A 16,151-nucleotide genomic window follows, 5' to 3' on the forward strand; every position below is an offset into this window, starting at 1 on the left:
GTAAAACCTTTGTAAAGTTGTAGGCAAATGTTGTAAAACTTATCAAGAGTCGGAAATAAATAAGAGGAAAACAACAATGATTAAAAGTCAAAAGCACAATAGCAGCAATTCACTTAAAAAAGTTGCTTACATACTAGGGATTGCTAGTGCTAGCATTCTAATTGGATTTCCTTTACAAGCACAGCAGTCTGGGGGAGGAGCGCTTAATCCTAGACCAAGTATTTTTAACGAGCCTCCTTACAACCGCTCTGGTGGAGCCACAACAACACCAGAAGCTACTCCATCAACACCAGAAGCTACTCCAGAAACTAGCCCCGCTCCAGTTCCCGACGCTACTACCCCTGCACCAGCGCCAACAGAAGGTACTCCTGGTGCGTCAACAGGGAGCGAAAACTTAGTAGCATTAGCGGCTGCTAATGGTTCTTTCAAAACCCTCACGGCTGCTTTAAAAGCCGCAGATTTGACGGCAACATTAGAAGGTGCGGGTCCATTTACAGTTTTTGCTCCTACGGATCAAGCTTTTGCCGCTTTACCTCAAGAAGCGCTCCAAGAACTATTGAAACCAGAGAACAAAGCCCTGTTAGTCAAAATTTTGACTTATCATGTAGTTCCTGGAAAAGTGACATCTACGGACTTAAAGTCTGGAGCAGTAAAATCTGTAGAGGGTGGTTCGATCAACGTTAAAGTTGATTCGGCGACAGGTGTATCGGTGAACGAAGCCAAAGTAGTTCAGCCAGATATTCAAGCTAGTAATGGTGTAATTCATGTCATCGATAAAGTAATTTTGCCTCCAGACATCTAAAAGACTGTTAAGTGCTAGTTTTTAACTTAGGTGCGGAAGTTCCTACTCTCAGCATTACGGGGTAGGGAGGCAAAGTTGGGAATAAAAATTCCATTTTTGCTCGTGCTAGACGTAGTACGGCATTTTTTGGGGAAGGATTCTAACCAAAAGATGCCTACCCACCTAAGAGAATCCTAGCCCCGCAAGCTATTATCAATTTCTGCAACTTTCCTGTATCACCCGCTTTCGTACCAATTACCAATTACTAATTTTGCACGCTCAAATCGTCGGTATTTGCTCAAGGTTGATCGATAACTGATTTTGGTAGCTCGGTACTCAAACGCAAAGGTAGACTAGGGGTAGATAGCGATTGAGCGTAAGCAGGGGTAAGAAAAGCTTGATAGTTATTTGCTTCCGGTGTCAATTGGTTAATAAATGCCAAACTTACCCCAGAAATTAGCTGCCGCAATGGTTGCACTTCTACGCCTCGACGTTCTTTAATTACCGCAGTATCTGTAAGTGCTTGACTATTGGGATTACCAACACTTAAATGCGTACCACCGATCGCTGTAATTAAATACTTTTGATCGCCAAGCTGAGTGAAAGGGCGTAACTGATGGTTGAGTACAGGCGTTATCGCATCTTCCGTACTAGCTAAAATTAAAACGGGAACGCTGACTTTGTTTAAACCATTTTCCCCAAATAGTTGCCCAATTACTGGATTAAGGGCGATCGCATTTTTTACCCGTCGATCTTGCAATTTCAGTTTACTATCAATTAAATTTGCTGCTCCACATTGCAACCAATCGGCAGGTGATTGAGCTAAAGGATTTGGATTTTTACACGCTTGGCGCAATTGCTGCAAGTTTAGTTCTCCACCAGCCACCGCCAAAGCTGTATAACCGCCTAAAGAATGACCAATAACGCTAACGGTTTCCGTGTTTAGTTTGCCTTGTAATTCTCCTGATTGCCTATTAATATTGCTTAACTGGTCTAGCAAAAAGCTGATATCTTTAGGTCGATTAATAAACTCTGTAGCTGGTAAAACCTGATTAGGGCTGCTGATATTAGATAGGTTTTTTGTTAGACGATCGGGATGTTCTAAGGCGGCGACTGTTAACCCGTGACTTGCCAAATGACGCGCTAAATAACTAAAAAATTGGCGATTTGCTCCCAATCCTGGAGAAATTACGACTAAAGGCGTTGGACGTAAAGCTGATAATAAAGAGTTTTGTTGAGGATAGTAAATATCTACAGGAATAGTGCGATCGCGTTTTCGATCTTGAAGAACTATTGTTTGTTCTAGTACCGTTGCTTTACCACTTTTGGCGGGGTCAAAGCTAGGTTTAAAAGCTGTACTACTGGTAACGGCTAACTTATCGGCTAAAGATAACCCCACCGCCTGACTTTGCAAGTAAGAGGGATTAAATTCTACCGCTAAAGCGATCGCCGAAGTTGCATCAATAACAATATTTTCTTGGGGATAAGCTTTAATTAAACTAACGACGCTGACCCCATTAGCTTGCTGGGCAGCTATGGTAACGGCAGCTTGGAGTTGCGGTAATGTCAATTCAGGAACTGCTACCCCTAAGTATTTGAGTAACTGTTTGCCGTAGGGCGAACTAGATAACTGGGCAATATATCCATCGGCTTGCTGGGGATCGATTTGCAGGCGACTATTTAAAACTTCTCGCACTTGGGGCGTTAAAAAAGCCGAGTAAAGTTGCAATTGTGAGGATAAAGCCCCGGTTTTAGCAAATTGCTCTAATTCCGAAATAGCGATCGCACTTTCAAAAGCTCCTAATTTTAGCGTTACTCTTTCGGCTGCTATAGTTGGGGTAGCAAATCCTTGTAAAGTCAGAGCGATCGCCAAGTACCACAATTTTTCTCTATGGGCTTGAATAAATACTTGAGCGCCAGACAACCATTTATGCTTAATCATAATTTTTACTTCCCTTTTGTTTTATTATGTACACCTCTGGTTTTGACGGTGTTCAGCCAGAATAGGGATGTTAATAGTTAATTGCTTAAATTTTGATGCCTAAACAAAGCTCACAGCTTTTATATCTACTTTTTTAAGTATCAAAAATTACTTATTTGCTTATTTAAGCAAATAAGGGAAACAAAACATAAAATAGTGAAGACTAAAAACTTAGAGAAATTAATACATAGCAGTTATGGTATTTATTGTGTCGTCGGTAGTCCAACGAACCGTTGCAAGTTTGACCATTTTAGCAACAGTAACTGTTGCTCATCCAGTTCCTAGCCTAGCGCAGCTAAATCAAAACCAGCCTCCCGCCCCTGCATTACCAATTCCTGCACAGCAAGCGCCCGTACAGCCGCCGCTAGATTACACCTTGGGAGGTGGCGATCGCATCCGCATCAACGTGTTTGAGGTCCCAGAATATAGTGGCGACTATCAAATTCCCCCTGGCGGATCGCTATATCTACCTTTAATTGGTGGTGTAACAATTTTAGGATTAACTCAAGAACAAGCCGCCGAAGCGATCGCTGCTAGATATGGTCGTTACCTGCGACGACCTTTAGTCACCGTTAGTTTAGTCTCACCGCGTCCTATAAACGTTGTCGTTGCTGGAGAAGTAAATCGCCCAGGTTCTTATACCGTAGGTTTGCAAGGCGGTGCGGGCGACAATCCTGGGGTTCAGTATCCGACAATAGTAGGAGCGCTAACCTTGGCGGAGGGGGTAACTTTAGCTGGTGATATTCGCCAAGTGCAGCTAAAACGACGACAAGGACTAGGCCCAGAAATAGTTACAAATCTTGACTTAACCCAACTAATTCAATCTGGGATTTTGCCTCAAGACATTACCCTCCGCGATGGAGATACAATTTATGTCCCGGTAGCATCGACAGTGAATTTAGGAGAAATCCGGCAATTTTCCAGTGCCAGCTTTGCCGGAGCGCTGAATAGACCCCGCACTGTAACGGTAGTTGGCGAAGTAAACCGTCCCGGCTCTTATACAGTAATTGGCGGCTCTGCCACTGCGATCGCTACCGAGCAAGGGGGCGGCAACGCTGGGGGCGGACTTCCTACGGTATCGCGGGCAATTCAGCTAGCTGGAGGGATAAATTCTCTAGCGGACGTGCGAGGTATTCAATTACGCCGCCCAACGAAGTCTGGCACAGAACAAACTATTAATCTGAATTTTTGGCAACTATTAGCTGGGGATTCTTATCAAGACACTCTAATTCAAGATGGAGACACCATTGTTGTGCCTACAGTTTCCGAACAAAATCCCGCCGAAAGTACGGTAGTTGCTACAGCCAATTTTTCGCCGGCAACTATTCAAGTCAGCGTAATTGGCGAAGTTAAGCGGGCAACAGGTGGTGCTGGAGGGACAACGTTACAACTACCAGCCAATACACCCCTAAATCAGGCTATATTGGCGGCGGGAGGATTTAACGATTCTAGAGCTAGGAGAACTACTGTCGATTTGATTCGTTTAAATCCGAACGGTTCAGTTACAAAACGCCAAGTCCGAGTTAACTTAGCCCAAGGTATTAGCGAAGAAGTTAATCCGATCCTCCGCAATAACGATATTGTGGTGATCAACCGCTCTTTCTTAGGCAGAGTAGGAGACACTATAGGAGCGGTGGGCAATCCTTTACTCAATGTTTTTAGTGTGTTTAGGTTATTTGGGCTTTAACTAACTGGTGGGGTAGAGATTCTAGGCGCGATCGCTTCTTTAATCTGGTGTTGCTGAATTCAGGTATGAAACTGATTTTCCGTGATTTCAAAACTAATGTAGAGACGTTGCAATGCAACGTCTCGTTGCCAAAATTCAAACATCTAATCAGCAACTCTCCCTCGCCGTAATAGTCAAGGTGACGGCGGTAGGCTGTCACCTTAATAAAGTAGCGATCGCCTCTAGTAATTTGTCTGGTGCAAAAGGCTTAGTAAAATAAGCATTTGCCCCTAAAGCCTTTGCTTTTTGACGGTGTTGGTCATTTTCTCTAGAAGTCAGCATCGCTACAGGTAAGTTAGACCAGTTTTTGGAAGTACGAATCTCTCTAAGTAAAGTAAATCCGTCCATGCGCGGCATTTCAATATCAGAAATGACTAGATCGTAAAAGTCCCCCGACCGATTTAGGACTTCTACAGCTTCTTTTCCATCTCGACACTGCATAACTTGATAGCCGGACTTGCTCAAAAGTTGGTCTAGTAACTTTCTGACCGCAATTGAATCATCCACAATCAAAATTGTGGCTTTGGCTGAGGAAGATGGCTTAAACGCCGGACTTGAAAGGGTCAATAACGGCTGTTTGCGATCGATTAATTCACCTAAGTAGTTTGGTGACAAAACTGAAACTACTTCCCCCGTCCCCAGCACTGTACATCCGGCAATATAAGGTGGAACTTTAACGGTAGGATCGAAGGGCTTAAGGACAAGTTCTCTTTCTCCCAATAGAGAATTGACGGCAACAACTACGGCTTTATCGCCGACATCTAAAACAATTCCCAAGTGTTGGTTAAATTGATCCGCCGCCGGAACGCTATCGGCGCGAGTGTAAGGCAATATTTTTGTCAAACAAAATATGGGCGTAGGGCGATCTTGCCACATTATTGTTTCTGGCTGGGAAGAATAATCGCAAAACTCAGCTAAAGCAATAATTTCTAAAATATTTACCGATGGAATCGCCAAAGTGCGTTGCTGACAACGGCAAAGTAACAAAGGTAAAATGCTCAAAGTTAGAGGAATCGTAATTGTAAACGTTGTCCCTTGTCCAACTTGGGTGGCAACTTGGACTGTACCGCGCAGTCGCTCTATTTGCAGGCGAACCACATCCAACCCCACACCTCGACCGGAAAGATCGGTTACAGAGTTGGCGGTAGAAAACCCCGGCATAAATAGAAATTGCAAAATTTGCTCTTTTGTAAGCTCGGCAGCATTTGCACTATGCAAACCCGTTTCTATCGCTCGCTGAAGGACTTTTTGGGTATCGACACCCCGCCCATTATCAGAAATCGCAATTACAACTTTATTGGCTTGGACGTGAGAAGTGAGGGTAATTTGCGCCGTTTTTGACTTACCTAGGTTGAGCCGTTCTTGAGGGGTTTCAATGCCATGATCGAAAGCATTACGGACTAAATGGGTAAGGGGAGTTTGCAATTGTTCGAGAATTACTTGGTCAATTAAAGTTTCTTGATTGATAATCTCTAACTCGACAGACTTACTAAAGCGATCGCTCAAGGTTTGCAATGGGGTAACAAACCTTTGAGCCAAAAATTTAAACGGGACTAAGCGTGATTGAGTCAAATCGCCGCGCAAAGAGTCGAGTTGCTGGCGCAATCGATCTAATCCTGATTGAAAGTCGCGGGTAATTAATTCAATATCTGACTTAGTTTCCTGCACTCGTACCATAACTTCCTGCAAATCTTGCAAGGTGGAGTGAAAGCCTGTGTACTGGTCAAATTGCAAGGCATCAAATTCGCGATCGCTTGTTTCTAAACTTGCATTTAAAGATGCTAGGGGGCTGGCTAACTGGTCATAAAAAACTCTTACTTGTTCGTTGATAGGATTGAGCTTCTGCGACTGTTTATTGAGGGTCAAATTAGCTTGATGTAGCTGGGAATGGTACAGAGATAACCGCTCGTGACCGATCAGCAATTCCCCTAACGTGTTGCTCATCCGATCGAGTTTAGTAACGGGAATCCGCAAGTTCAAAACCGGAGCAACTTGGGCGATAGGTTGATTTTCTGCCGCCACTACAGGAGTAGAGATTTGAGGAGCGGGGTTGAGGGTTTTTGAGCGCATTTCCCGTAATTGAGCAATTTCTTTAGTTACCATCTCCAAAAGTTGCTCAACTTTAGCGTTCTGTACCTTTTGGACTGTCTCGGCTCCAGCGATTAACCACTCTAGGTTTAAAGTTTGTCCTAATAAAGTACATTCTTCAACAAAACCCGTCAATCCCTGTTTAAGCGCGGCTACTTGGACGGGCGGGGTTAACAATTTTTCAATTCTTTGCAGACATTCTTCTAAGTCAATCTCTAAAACTGTTTTGAGAATAAAAGGATTAACCGCCATAGCGGCAAAAGCCATGTCTTCGCTCTCCTCTTGACGGGGAGCTAATTCTTGCAAAAAGCCATCTAGAGCGATCGCAATCGGTAGTTGGGAATCATCCACAATTACCGGGCTTTCTGGATTAGCTATAGCTTCAGCAACCAATTCTTTTATTTGCTCAATACCAATAATCAATAGTTCGTGAGCAGTATCTATTTGGTCTTGTACCCTACCCTCGTTTAAGGCTTCTAGCAAGTCTTCTAACTTGTGAGCGAGTTTGTGTAAAGCTGGCAGTTCCGCAATCCCCGCACCCCCTTTAATTGAGTGCGCCGCCCGCATCAATACCGTATATTCAAGCTTTATTTCTCCAGGTTTGACGCTAGAGGGGTTACGGGCAAAAGTTAGTAGCTTTTGCATTCCTTGCTCTAGCATTTCTAGATAATCGGGCGCATCCTCGTACAAAAAGCAAGAACGAGCTTCAAGTAAAATTGCTTTTAAACTGGTCGCATCTAGTACCATTTATTTTTCTACCTGAAAGCGAGATACAGAGTTTTGTAATTCTTCGGCGACACCGACTAACTGCTTCAAAGATACCGAAACAGCTTCCGATTCTTGGGAAGTATTCAGAGCGATCGCGGCGACTTCGTGCATATTCTGGTTTACAGTTTGAGAGGCGATCGTCTGCGATACGGTACTTGCGGAGATTGACTGAAGCAGTTCGTCAATGGTGTTGCTAATATTAGCTAGACCCTCCAAAGTTAGTTTAGTCTTGCCTACTAACTGCGTTCCTGTCACTACTTGCGTTGTACTCGCTTCCATTGTTTGCAACACTTCGGCGGTTTCTTGTTGAATTGTATTAACTAATTGCTCAATTTCTTTAGTTGAATCGGTAACTCGTTCCGCCAAGCGTCGGACTTCGTCGGCTACTACGCGAAAACCTTGTCCGTGTTCTCCAGCGCGGGCGGCTTCAATGGAGGCATTGAACGCCAATAGGTTTGTTTTTTCAGAAATTCCCGAAATAATGCTGACAACTTTAGAAATTTCTTGAGAGGATTCCGCTAGTCGTTTGACTTTTTTTGAAGTTTCGGCGACGCTAGAGCGGATATTTTGGATACTGCCTACAGTCAAATCCATCGTTTCGCCACCCTCTTTAGCTGCTTCTACAGCTTGACGGGCAATCGCGGCGGCTTTTTGGGCAGAATCGGCTACCGATTGAATTGATTGCCCAATTTCTTCTACGGAGTTCAGGGCTTGATTTACAGATTGTGCCTGAGTTGTGGCTTCGGTAGATAGTTTTGCCACCGATGACTCGCTACTAAAAGTAGATGCTTGTACTTGGCTGGTGGCAGCTTTTACTTGGGTAACAATCTCTCTTAAACTGCGGATTGTGGTGTTAAAAGCATCAGCAATAGAACCAATTGCGCCTTCATCTACTTTGGCCTTAACAGTTAAATTTCCTTGTTGAGCGTCTTCAATATCAAGTAAAAATGCAATGACTCCTTGTTGGAGACTTTCTTTTTCTTGGCGTTGGAAATCTGCTTCTGCTTGACGCAAACGCGATTGTTCTTCTAAAGCAGTGGCGGAAGCATTAACACTATCTGCCATTTGGTTGAAGGTCATGGCTAATTGTCCTATCTCGTCTGTGGCAAAAATTTCCGCTCTAGCTGTGCGATCGCCCGCCGAAAATTCTTGAGCCGTCTGGCGCAGGTTTTCAATAGGCTTGGGAATAGCCCGCCGCAAAATCATTGCCCAAGCAGTAATAATTACTACTGCCAAAATCAGCACCGTAAATCCCTGTATTACGCTTTTTTCCAGTAGTTCATCGACGGCGTTTTCACGGGTTCCACGCACTAAAATTGCTACGGGTTCTTGATTTTCTTTGCCGAGCGAAACTGAACCATTTTCTCTAATAACATTTGGTAGAGCTATAGCTGCCAATGTATAGATTTGACTGCCAACTTTTAACCGTGAAGTTACAGTTTTACCATCGGCTTTGACGGCGGCTTCGAGCAAAGATAAATCTTGCAAAGTAGTATTTGGTACTGCTTGCTCTATGCTGGCTTTTCCTTGGTCTAAGGCTGCGACCACAGAAAAATCTTTGGTTGCGGGTTTGTGGGCGTAAATGGCGCTGTAGCCGCCATCAAGGGCTTTTAGTGTGTCTTTAACAATTGGTAGTTTGCCATTAACAATATCTCCGGAAACCAAAGCTCCAATTACTTGCTTGGTTACTGGGTCTTTTACCGCCGTAACTGTATAACGAATCAAGGCATCTCGATAGGCAAAACCTGCGGGTAAAGGGGGATTTTCTTTTTGCAACTCGCTCCATTTGACAATCGCGTTAGCTTTGATTTGCCCTTGGTTGCTGAAAATTTCTTTAACCAAATTATTCGGGTTAAAAACTTCTCCTTGGCGATTGGCATTAGCCCCAACAATAATGCGTAGATCCTTGCCAACTAACGTTGCATACTCAATTTTTCTTGCGGTGATTTCATTTTTAAGAATTTTGTCAACTTGGCTTCGCAATGGCTGTGAGATCGGCTTGTTTTCCGCCGCAGCTTTTGCCGCACTGACGATCGCACTATTATCGGACTGACCGCGAAATCCAAACCCCATTTGGTTGACTTTAATATTGTAGTTAATCTCAGTAACTGCTACTTCTGACGAGGCTTGATTAAGTAACTGGCTTCTTAAACCCGTCTCGATCGCGTATTTCGATCCCATCCCTAGGGCAATTACTGACAATATTTCTGAAGCTAGTAAAGCTATTAGCTGCTTGCGGCTAATTGGTAAGTTATAAAACCACTGGATGGGAGATTTTTTTTTCTTTCTTCGAGTTACTTTTGGCTGGGACAGTTCTTGTTGATCGTCTTGAAGTGGCAAACCACTTTCCGTAATTTCCTTTGATGGCTCCAATAGACCGCTTTGGGGGAGGTCTAAGGTTTCTAAAGCTTTGAGGGCGATCGCACCCATAGAACCTGTTGAATCGGCATCAACTACTTCTTGATATAGCGATTTAGCTTCTTGATTTCGATTAGATTGTTCTAAAACTGTAGCTAGACTAATTTTACTGACTAAATCGCTAGGATCTAGTTCAACTTCTTCTTGCAGTGACTTGATTAAAGATTCAATATCTTGAGAAGTTGTGTTAAATATATTGTGGTTTGTAGTTTTCATAATTTGGCTGCCAAGTTATTAAAATAATGTGAGTCAAAAATATTGTTTAGAACTGCTTGAACATCAATAACTGCGTACTTTTCATTGTCAAACATGATACTTGTCTTAATAAACTCCCCCTCTAAAAAAGAAGTTAGATTCAAAGATTTTTCTGCCAAGTCTAAAGGAATAATTCCTTTTAAAGTCGATACTACGCAACCTATTTGCTGCCCATTATTTTTATTGTCATTTAATACTAATAATGTTAAATTATCTGGCGATCTCCTAGTTTCTTTGTCTGGAGCTATTTGTAATAAATCACTTAAGTCTAAAACCCAGAGCAATTTACCCCGTTGGTTTACGACTCCAATTAAAGCTGACGAAACTCCAGGGACAGGACAAATTTCGCCATAGGTCAAAGCTATTACTTCTTCGGTACTCTCTAAAGGAAACAAAACATTTATTGATTGGCGCAATTGACCACAAAAATAATCATTTATCATAACGATAGTTAATTAAGATGCTTGCAAACTGTTTGCACCAAATTATTAGGGGCAAAAGGCTTTGTTATATAATCATTTCCTCCCTGACGCAAAGCCCAAAATCGATCAAATTCTTGCTCTTTTGAAGAACAAAAAACAATGGGTATATCCTTAAGCTGACTATTGCTTCTAATTTGCCGACAAAGGTCTAAGCCACTGATTCCAGGCATAACAATATCTAAAACAATTAGATTGGGCTGTTCGTTTTCTGCCAGCCAAACTAAAGCAGCTTCGGCAGATTCAGCTAAGGCAACTGTTAATCCAGATTGCTGCAATAACAAAACAATTAACCTTTGTTCCGCGCGAGAGTCTTCTACTACCAATACAGTTTTCATTGATTTATTTCCATCGAAGATGAAGTAATTAATTGATTAACAACAGTTAGTAGCTGCTCCGGCTGAAATGGTTTAGTAATATAATTTGTAGCCCCTACCATCCGAGCGCGAATTCTATCTACTAACCCATCTCTACCCGTCAACATCACAATAGGAACTTCTTTTAGTGCCGTTGATAAGCGCAACATTCGGCAAAGTTCATAACCGTCTATTTCTGGCATAGAAATATCCATCAATACTAAGTTAGGCTTATCTCGTACTAGCATTGTTAGCACTCGTGCGGGTTCCATTAGTTCTAAAACTCGATAACCTGCCGTTTCCAGAATTAGTTTTACATTCCGTTGAACGGTTTTACTGTCATCAATGCAAGCAACTACAAGTCTTTGGTCATTTTGAGCGCTGCGATAAGGATTGATACCTACAATATCGGTGCGAATAAATGGTTGTAAGAAAGTGGCTAATTTTAAAACATCCATTTTTAAATGATGCGCCACTTCGTAAAAGCAATGGTTTTTACTTAGGGCTTGGGTTAACGATTCAATTTGCTGCGGTTTACCAGTTTTTCGTTGATAAACAGCTTGGGCAAATTTTTGAACATCTTTTATATAAGGTTTATGATAAGGAGATTGAATTTCTGGTTGAATTTGTTTCCATTGATTAAGCGGAGTTTGGATATTTGCAGCAATTTGTTGTAAAGAAACAGATAGTAATAATGGATCTAGTCCAATTTTTTTATCAAATCCTAATTGAACGTTTGGTAAACTAAGAGCTTGTAAGAGCGCTTCTTGAGATAACAAAAAAAGTAGTTGACGAACTTGCTGTAAAGATAGTTGACCTGATTGCCAACAATTACATAAGTACTGGTAATCTGAAGAAAAATTACTGAGGTTAAAAGATTTTAGTCGGGTATGGTGCTGCTGTAAGAGATACGTTAGGCGTTCTTGTTGTCCTATAGCACTATTTGCATAGTGAATATGCCCGCTACCGACATAAATTCGCCAAAACAAAGCATCAGAATTGGGATCGCGGATTGTTAGTTGCCCAGAAAGCTTTTTTCTGCTAATGTCTTGCAAAGCTTTAGCTACAGAGGTATTTTTTGGGGCAGATGCAGTTGGCTTAGGTTGCGGTTCAACGGTTTCAGCCATTGGGAAAACTCCTATAGGAGGATACATAAAACAAGGCTTATGTTAGATAAAAATAAATAACTCAAAATCTTTGCAGTAAAACAATAACTTTAGAAGTCATTTGCCAACTCTATCAACACTGAGTTACTTTTAAAAATACTGCTATCTGCAATCGATTTGTAACCGAGATTATACTGATAAGTTTGGTTAACAAGCGCCTAGTATCAGGGAAATTACTATAGTAAATTTTTTACTAATCTATTGATAAAGTAAGCCAGACGATCGGGACAATTACTTAAAATGCAGGTTAGCAGTGTTATTTATAGTCCCAAAATTATTCGGAACTTAACTATATTAATAAATATGTTTATTAAAATTTTATAACTTAGGGCGATCGCCCAATGTCTGGCAATTTGACTTGCTGCAAAAAGAACTCCTCTAAAGAAGGGCGAGATAAATTTAAGCTAATAATTTTGATCTCAAGCGTTGATAAATTGGCGAGAAAGTCATCAATGTTTTTTGTAAGAATTTGTCCATGCCAGTAGTTGTCTCGTTCCCAAGCAAGATCGATTACCCATTTGCTAAGTAAATCTCCATTGCCACCTTGAGCCTTGACATGGTAGACGTTGGCAGTGCCTAACAGTTGGTCAATAGAACCACTGCAAATTAATTCGCCTCGGTCGAGAATTGCCACGCGATCGCAAATTTGCTCTACTTCCGATAAGATATGACTGTTAAAAAAAATTGTTTTGCCTTGCTGTTTGAGGGACAAAATAATATTCCGCATTTGGTAGCGTCCAAGCGGATCGAGTCCTGACATTGGTTCATCGAGAAATACTACTTCTGGATCGTTAATTAAAGCTTGCGCCATCCCTATACGCTGAAGCATACCTTTAGAGTATTGGCGCATCTGCTTAGTCCGGGCGGCGGTGTAGGGTAATCCAACTAATTCTAGTAGTTGAGGAATACGCAATCGCTGCACTTGGGTGGGAATTTGAAATAGTCCCGCCGTCATTTGCAAGCATTCCCAGCCAGTCAAGTAGTCGTAAAAATAGGCATTTTCTGGCAAGTAGCCTAGACGTTGCTTAGTAGCGCGATTTCCCAAAGGCTGATTTAGCAGCAATCCACGCCCCGAAGTTGGGCGGATAATACCCAATAGCAGCTTTAATAGTGTAGTTTTTCCGGCTCCATTGGGTCCTAATAGCCCAAAGGTTTCCCCTTGCACGACATTAAGAGAGCAACCTTTGAGGGAAGCAATTTTTTGATTTAGCCAAAAACCAGTGCGATAGACTTTGCTTAGATCGAAAGTTTCTACTACAGTTGGATGCGATCGCAAATCAGATAGCTCGGCACAGTCGATAGTTGACTTCATTTAACTTATAAAAACGTCTTCTAAAATATCTAATATAGGCTCGAATCACAAGGAAATAGATGGATCGATCAAAATTTGTTGCGGTAATTACTGGCGCGATCTCGTTGATGTTGGGAATTGTCTATTTAGTTATTGTCCAATTTTTGGATTTTCGCGGTGAAATGCTCCCCGCTCCCCAATCGTTGACGGTACAAAGTATCACTCTAGGGACTCAAGGAGTAAAAAATCAACTGTTTTTTGGTAATACTAATTAATTTAAAGGGGCGAATAGTTGTTCGCCCCTAATTTACTCTAGGTTTCTAAGGGAGAAAATAGCCGTGTTTCTGGCAAGTAAACCCAAGAAATCCCTTCAGGATCGCGGCTATGTGTCCACGCCGAAAAATCTGGATCGTCTCTACGCTTGTAGATAGTGCTGGAATGGACATCAAGGCGTTTGGCAAGCTCTGATTGAATCAAACCTGTACTTGATAATTCCTGAGCTACCAAAGGCTCCTCAACCCTAGGTAAAAAAGCAGCTACCGCCTCTACAGAGGTTGGCGTTTCTTTAACTTCTGCTAACTGGGGTACAGGTTCGCTGTTATCTAAAATATTGCCAAGAATGCTGGCAGTGATAAAGTAATACACCGCGTCTTGGCGATCGTAATTGCGGCATTGAGCGCCGAATTCCTGAGCTTTTGTATCTAGATAGCGTTTGGCTGTTACGGCACTAAAGTTAGCTTTCATTGCTAAATCAAGGGGAGTAATTGCGCCTTGATTTAGTTGAATAAGATGGTAAAAAAGCGGGTCAACTTGTTTGCTCCATTTTTGCCATTGGTATTGCTGCCAAATATTTAACCCTACACTTAGCAAAAGTAGGAATAGGATAATTGGCCAAGTGGCAAATAGGAAAATGATCAAAATTGCGATCGGCAAGAGGACTAAGAGAAATCCACTGTCATTATTGTTATCTATTGCTTGTTCAGTCATGCCTATTTGTGCAAATTGATTCGCTGGCAAATCAATTTTATTTTTGCCTATATTGGCAACTTTTGCTAATTATTTTGGCAAAAGTTGACAAAGTGGTTTTTGCCATTGCCCTTAACTAATGGCTGAAAGCTCGATTAAAGCTACTTCCCAGACTAGACGCGGTTGCACAAAACTAAGTAAATATTTGCGGGCTTTTTCCAGTTGAGCTAAAGGAGGAGGGGAAATTTTGCCAGCTAAAAATTGCTGCCAATATTGCTGTTGCAAATAGTCTAGCAGCCATAATTGCGCTTCTAGCTCTAATGCGCCTACTTGACGAGCAAGTTCTAAAGTATTGCGGAGCGACGAACGAGGCAATTGTTCTAAGGAGTGGATTAGTTCCGGAGGAATTGCTTGGCAAATCTGCACCGCATAAATTGCGTTTCCTGGACTCCCTTGGCAAGTTGCCAAAATTGCTGGATAGGCTGACAAAATTGATTCCTGCCCACTCTGACGTAATACTTGAGAGAGGGCGGTAAAATTGAGGCGATAAAAAGGGATTTTTTGACAGCGCGATCCTAGAGTCGGTAGTAGGGATTCGGTGCTAGGGGCAATTAAAATTAAGGTGGCTTGTCCTGGTTCTTCGAGGGTTTTGAGTAAAGCATTGGCCGCCGATTCTGCCATGGTTTCCGCTTTTTCAATAACTACTATAGAACGAGAGGCGATCGCACTACGGCGGCTAAGAAATTGAGCAATTTCGCGAATTTGCTCAGTACGAATAATTGGTGGTGCTTTGCGTTTGAGCTTTTTTTCGGTGGCTTCGGCGGCGCTGTAACGTTGTCCTTGATATAGATAAGTTGGTTGTATCCAAAGTACATCGGGGTGAGTGCCTTGGCGCAAGCGATTTTGAATTGGGGTTTGTTCGGCTTTGGGGAGGTGCTGACAAAATAATTGCTCGATAAAACACCGCGCTGCTAAATTCCGTCCAATTCCCTCTACTCCAGCAAATAAATAAGCAGGAGCGATGCGATTTTGGATAATAGCTTGATTTAGGAGTTCAACAGCTTGGGGTTGTCCGATTAACGGGGCAAAAAAATTCATTTTTAAATAATATGTTGCTGTAGAATTGCTCTAATTTGCCCTTGTACTGCTTGCTCGTCTAAACTAGCATCTACGCGCTTAATTCGGTGCGGGAAAGCTTGCGCCAACTGATTGTAACCGTGCTGAACTCGTTTGTGGAAAGCTAAATCGGCTTGCTCAATGCGATCGCTAGTTCCTCGTAGTCGCGTTCTGGGTAAACTTAGTTCTACATCTATATCTAGCCAGATAGTTAGGTCGCTTTCTAAACCATTGGTAGCAAACAAGTTAAGTTGGTCGATAATTGCCCGCGGCAAATCCCTACCGTAACCTTGATAGGCGATAGTTGAGTCTGTATAGCGATCGCATAAAATAATTGTGTCAGTTGCAAGTCCTGGCAGCAGAACTTCTTGAACGTGCTGGGCGCGGTCGGCAGCATATAATAGCAATTCGGCGGCGGGGTAAATTGGCTGTTGGTTTTTTAAAGATAGTAACAATTGCCGCAAACCTAGCCCTAACTCTGTATCTCCTGGTTCGCGGGTTGTCAATATTTTTTGATTGGAAAACTTGTCTTGCAGCCACAAATAGGTTTTCTGCAATTGGGTAGTTTTGCCACAGCCTTCTACTCCCTCAAATACAATTAATTTACCAACCATAACTTAAACGCTTTACTTGAATTATTATTCTCAGCTAGATATCTACTCGCTCGATAAGTTTAAGTTAAAGTTAAAGATACTTCATTCAAACTTTATCTTTTTAGCACCAACCATCATGTTTTGAGCCGGGATAAATTCGATACTAT

At 42.2% G+C, this 16,151-nt stretch carries 13 protein-coding genes; 3 read left to right on the plus strand and 10 right to left on the minus strand.

Going from position 1 to position 16,151, the window contains the following annotated elements; genetic code table 11:
- Nucleotides 1-76: 76 nt before the first annotated feature.
- Entirely contained in the window at nucleotides 77-802 is a 726-nt protein-coding gene (locus SYN7509_RS0212935) for a fasciclin domain-containing protein (protein WP_009632638.1), read from the plus strand.
- Nucleotides 803-1,079: 277 nt separating this feature from the next.
- Here the strand turns inward: SYN7509_RS0212935 and SYN7509_RS0212940 are convergent, their stop codons facing one another.
- The gene (locus tag SYN7509_RS0212940; RefSeq protein WP_009632637.1) at nucleotides 1,080-2,723 is read right to left on the minus strand and encodes an alpha/beta hydrolase; all 1,644 of its coding nucleotides are present in this window, start codon (nucleotides 2,721-2,723) and stop codon (nucleotides 1,080-1,082) included.
- Between the two features lie 235 nt (nucleotides 2,724-2,958).
- On the opposite strand from SYN7509_RS0212940, the gene SYN7509_RS0212945 reads away from it, so the two are divergent.
- Complete coding sequence (locus SYN7509_RS0212945; protein WP_009632636.1) at nucleotides 2,959-4,449, plus strand: polysaccharide biosynthesis/export family protein; 1,491 nt, start codon at nucleotides 2,959-2,961, stop codon at nucleotides 4,447-4,449.
- A 195-nt stretch (nucleotides 4,450-4,644) separates the two neighbouring features.
- On the opposite strand, the gene SYN7509_RS0212950 is transcribed toward SYN7509_RS0212945, so the two are convergent.
- The 6 genes from SYN7509_RS0212950 to SYN7509_RS0212975 form a co-directional block, all read right to left on the minus strand.
- Nucleotides 4,645-7,323, minus strand: a complete 2,679-nt coding sequence (locus SYN7509_RS0212950) for a hybrid sensor histidine kinase/response regulator (protein ID WP_009632634.1) — start codon at nucleotides 7,321-7,323, stop codon at nucleotides 4,645-4,647.
- Nucleotides 7,324-9,978 (minus strand): methyl-accepting chemotaxis protein, encoded by a 2,655-nt coding sequence (locus SYN7509_RS30700; RefSeq protein WP_009632633.1) that lies wholly within the window; start codon nucleotides 9,976-9,978, stop codon nucleotides 7,324-7,326.
- Nucleotides 9,975-10,460: a chemotaxis protein CheW gene (locus SYN7509_RS27660; RefSeq protein WP_009632632.1), complete on the minus strand. Its 486-nt coding sequence runs from the start codon at nucleotides 10,458-10,460 to the stop codon at nucleotides 9,975-9,977. Before SYN7509_RS27660 ends, SYN7509_RS30700 begins: the two co-directional genes overlap by 4 nt.
- A gap of 8 nt (nucleotides 10,461-10,468) precedes the next feature.
- Nucleotides 10,469-10,834, minus strand: a complete 366-nt coding sequence (locus SYN7509_RS0212965; protein ID WP_009632631.1) for a response regulator — start codon at nucleotides 10,832-10,834, stop codon at nucleotides 10,469-10,471.
- Nucleotides 10,831-11,979, minus strand: coding sequence for a response regulator (locus SYN7509_RS0212970; RefSeq protein WP_009632630.1), 1,149 nt, complete (start codon nucleotides 11,977-11,979; stop codon nucleotides 10,831-10,833). The genes SYN7509_RS0212965 and SYN7509_RS0212970 overlap by 4 nt, the downstream gene beginning before the upstream one ends.
- A 364-nt stretch (nucleotides 11,980-12,343) precedes the next feature.
- On the minus strand, nucleotides 12,344-13,330 hold the full coding sequence (locus SYN7509_RS0212975) for an ABC transporter ATP-binding protein (protein WP_009632629.1): 987 nt from the start codon (nucleotides 13,328-13,330) through the stop codon (nucleotides 12,344-12,346).
- A gap of 59 nt (nucleotides 13,331-13,389) precedes the next feature.
- On the opposite strand from SYN7509_RS0212975, the gene SYN7509_RS0212980 reads away from it, so the two are divergent.
- Nucleotides 13,390-13,584, plus strand: a complete 195-nt coding sequence (locus SYN7509_RS0212980) for a hypothetical protein (protein WP_009632628.1) — start codon at nucleotides 13,390-13,392, stop codon at nucleotides 13,582-13,584.
- Between the two features lie 37 nt (nucleotides 13,585-13,621).
- Here SYN7509_RS0212980 and SYN7509_RS0212985 read toward each other — a convergent pair whose 3' ends face one another.
- The 3 genes from SYN7509_RS0212985 to tmk form a co-directional block, all read right to left on the minus strand.
- A complete protein-coding gene (locus SYN7509_RS0212985) occupies nucleotides 13,622-14,296 on the minus strand; it encodes a hypothetical protein (protein WP_009632627.1) in 675 nt (224 codons plus the stop codon).
- 111 nt (nucleotides 14,297-14,407) lie between these two features.
- Nucleotides 14,408-15,373: a DNA polymerase III subunit delta' gene (gene holB, locus SYN7509_RS0212995; protein WP_009632626.1), complete on the minus strand. Its 966-nt coding sequence runs from the start codon at nucleotides 15,371-15,373 to the stop codon at nucleotides 14,408-14,410.
- A gap of 2 nt (nucleotides 15,374-15,375) precedes the next feature.
- Nucleotides 15,376-16,005 carry a dTMP kinase gene (tmk, locus tag SYN7509_RS0213000; RefSeq protein WP_009632625.1) on the minus strand — a complete coding sequence of 210 codons (630 nt, stop codon included), beginning with the start codon at nucleotides 16,003-16,005 and terminating at the stop codon, nucleotides 15,376-15,378.
- Nucleotides 16,006-16,151: the final 146 nt, after the last annotated feature.

This window comes from Synechocystis sp. PCC 7509 (assembly GCF_000332075.2).
Lineage (GTDB): Bacteria > Cyanobacteriota > Cyanobacteriia > Cyanobacteriales > Chroococcidiopsidaceae > Aliterella.

What these genes read in the sequence shown, in the direction of transcription:
- SYN7509_RS0212965 (WP_009632631.1), bottom strand. Translation starts at nt 10,834, where the DNA reads ATGAAAACTGTATTGGTAGTAGAAGACTCTCGCGCGGAACAAAGGTTA.
- SYN7509_RS0212945 (WP_009632636.1), top strand. Translation starts at nt 2,959, where the DNA reads ATGGTATTTATTGTGTCGTCGGTAGTCCAACGAACCGTTGCAAGTTTG.
- SYN7509_RS0212980 (WP_009632628.1), top strand. Translation starts at nt 13,390, where the DNA reads ATGGATCGATCAAAATTTGTTGCGGTAATTACTGGCGCGATCTCGTTG.
- SYN7509_RS0212950 (WP_009632634.1), bottom strand. Translation starts at nt 7,323, where the DNA reads ATGGTACTAGATGCGACCAGTTTAAAAGCAATTTTACTTGAAGCTCGT.
- tmk (WP_009632625.1), bottom strand. Translation starts at nt 16,005, where the DNA reads ATGGTTGGTAAATTAATTGTATTTGAGGGAGTAGAAGGCTGTGGCAAA.
- SYN7509_RS0212985 (WP_009632627.1), bottom strand. Translation starts at nt 14,296, where the DNA reads ATGACTGAACAAGCAATAGATAACAATAATGACAGTGGATTTCTCTTA.
- SYN7509_RS30700 (WP_009632633.1), bottom strand. Translation starts at nt 9,978, where the DNA reads ATGAAAACTACAAACCACAATATATTTAACACAACTTCTCAAGATATT.
- SYN7509_RS0212975 (WP_009632629.1), bottom strand. Translation starts at nt 13,330, where the DNA reads ATGAAGTCAACTATCGACTGTGCCGAGCTATCTGATTTGCGATCGCAT.
- SYN7509_RS27660 (WP_009632632.1), bottom strand. Translation starts at nt 10,460, where the DNA reads ATGATAAATGATTATTTTTGTGGTCAATTGCGCCAATCAATAAATGTT.
- SYN7509_RS0212970 (WP_009632630.1), bottom strand. Translation starts at nt 11,979, where the DNA reads ATGGCTGAAACCGTTGAACCGCAACCTAAGCCAACTGCATCTGCCCCA.
- SYN7509_RS0212940 (WP_009632637.1), bottom strand. Translation starts at nt 2,723, where the DNA reads ATGATTAAGCATAAATGGTTGTCTGGCGCTCAAGTATTTATTCAAGCC.
- SYN7509_RS0212935 (WP_009632638.1), top strand. Translation starts at nt 77, where the DNA reads ATGATTAAAAGTCAAAAGCACAATAGCAGCAATTCACTTAAAAAAGTT.
- holB (WP_009632626.1), bottom strand. Translation starts at nt 15,373, where the DNA reads ATGAATTTTTTTGCCCCGTTAATCGGACAACCCCAAGCTGTTGAACTC.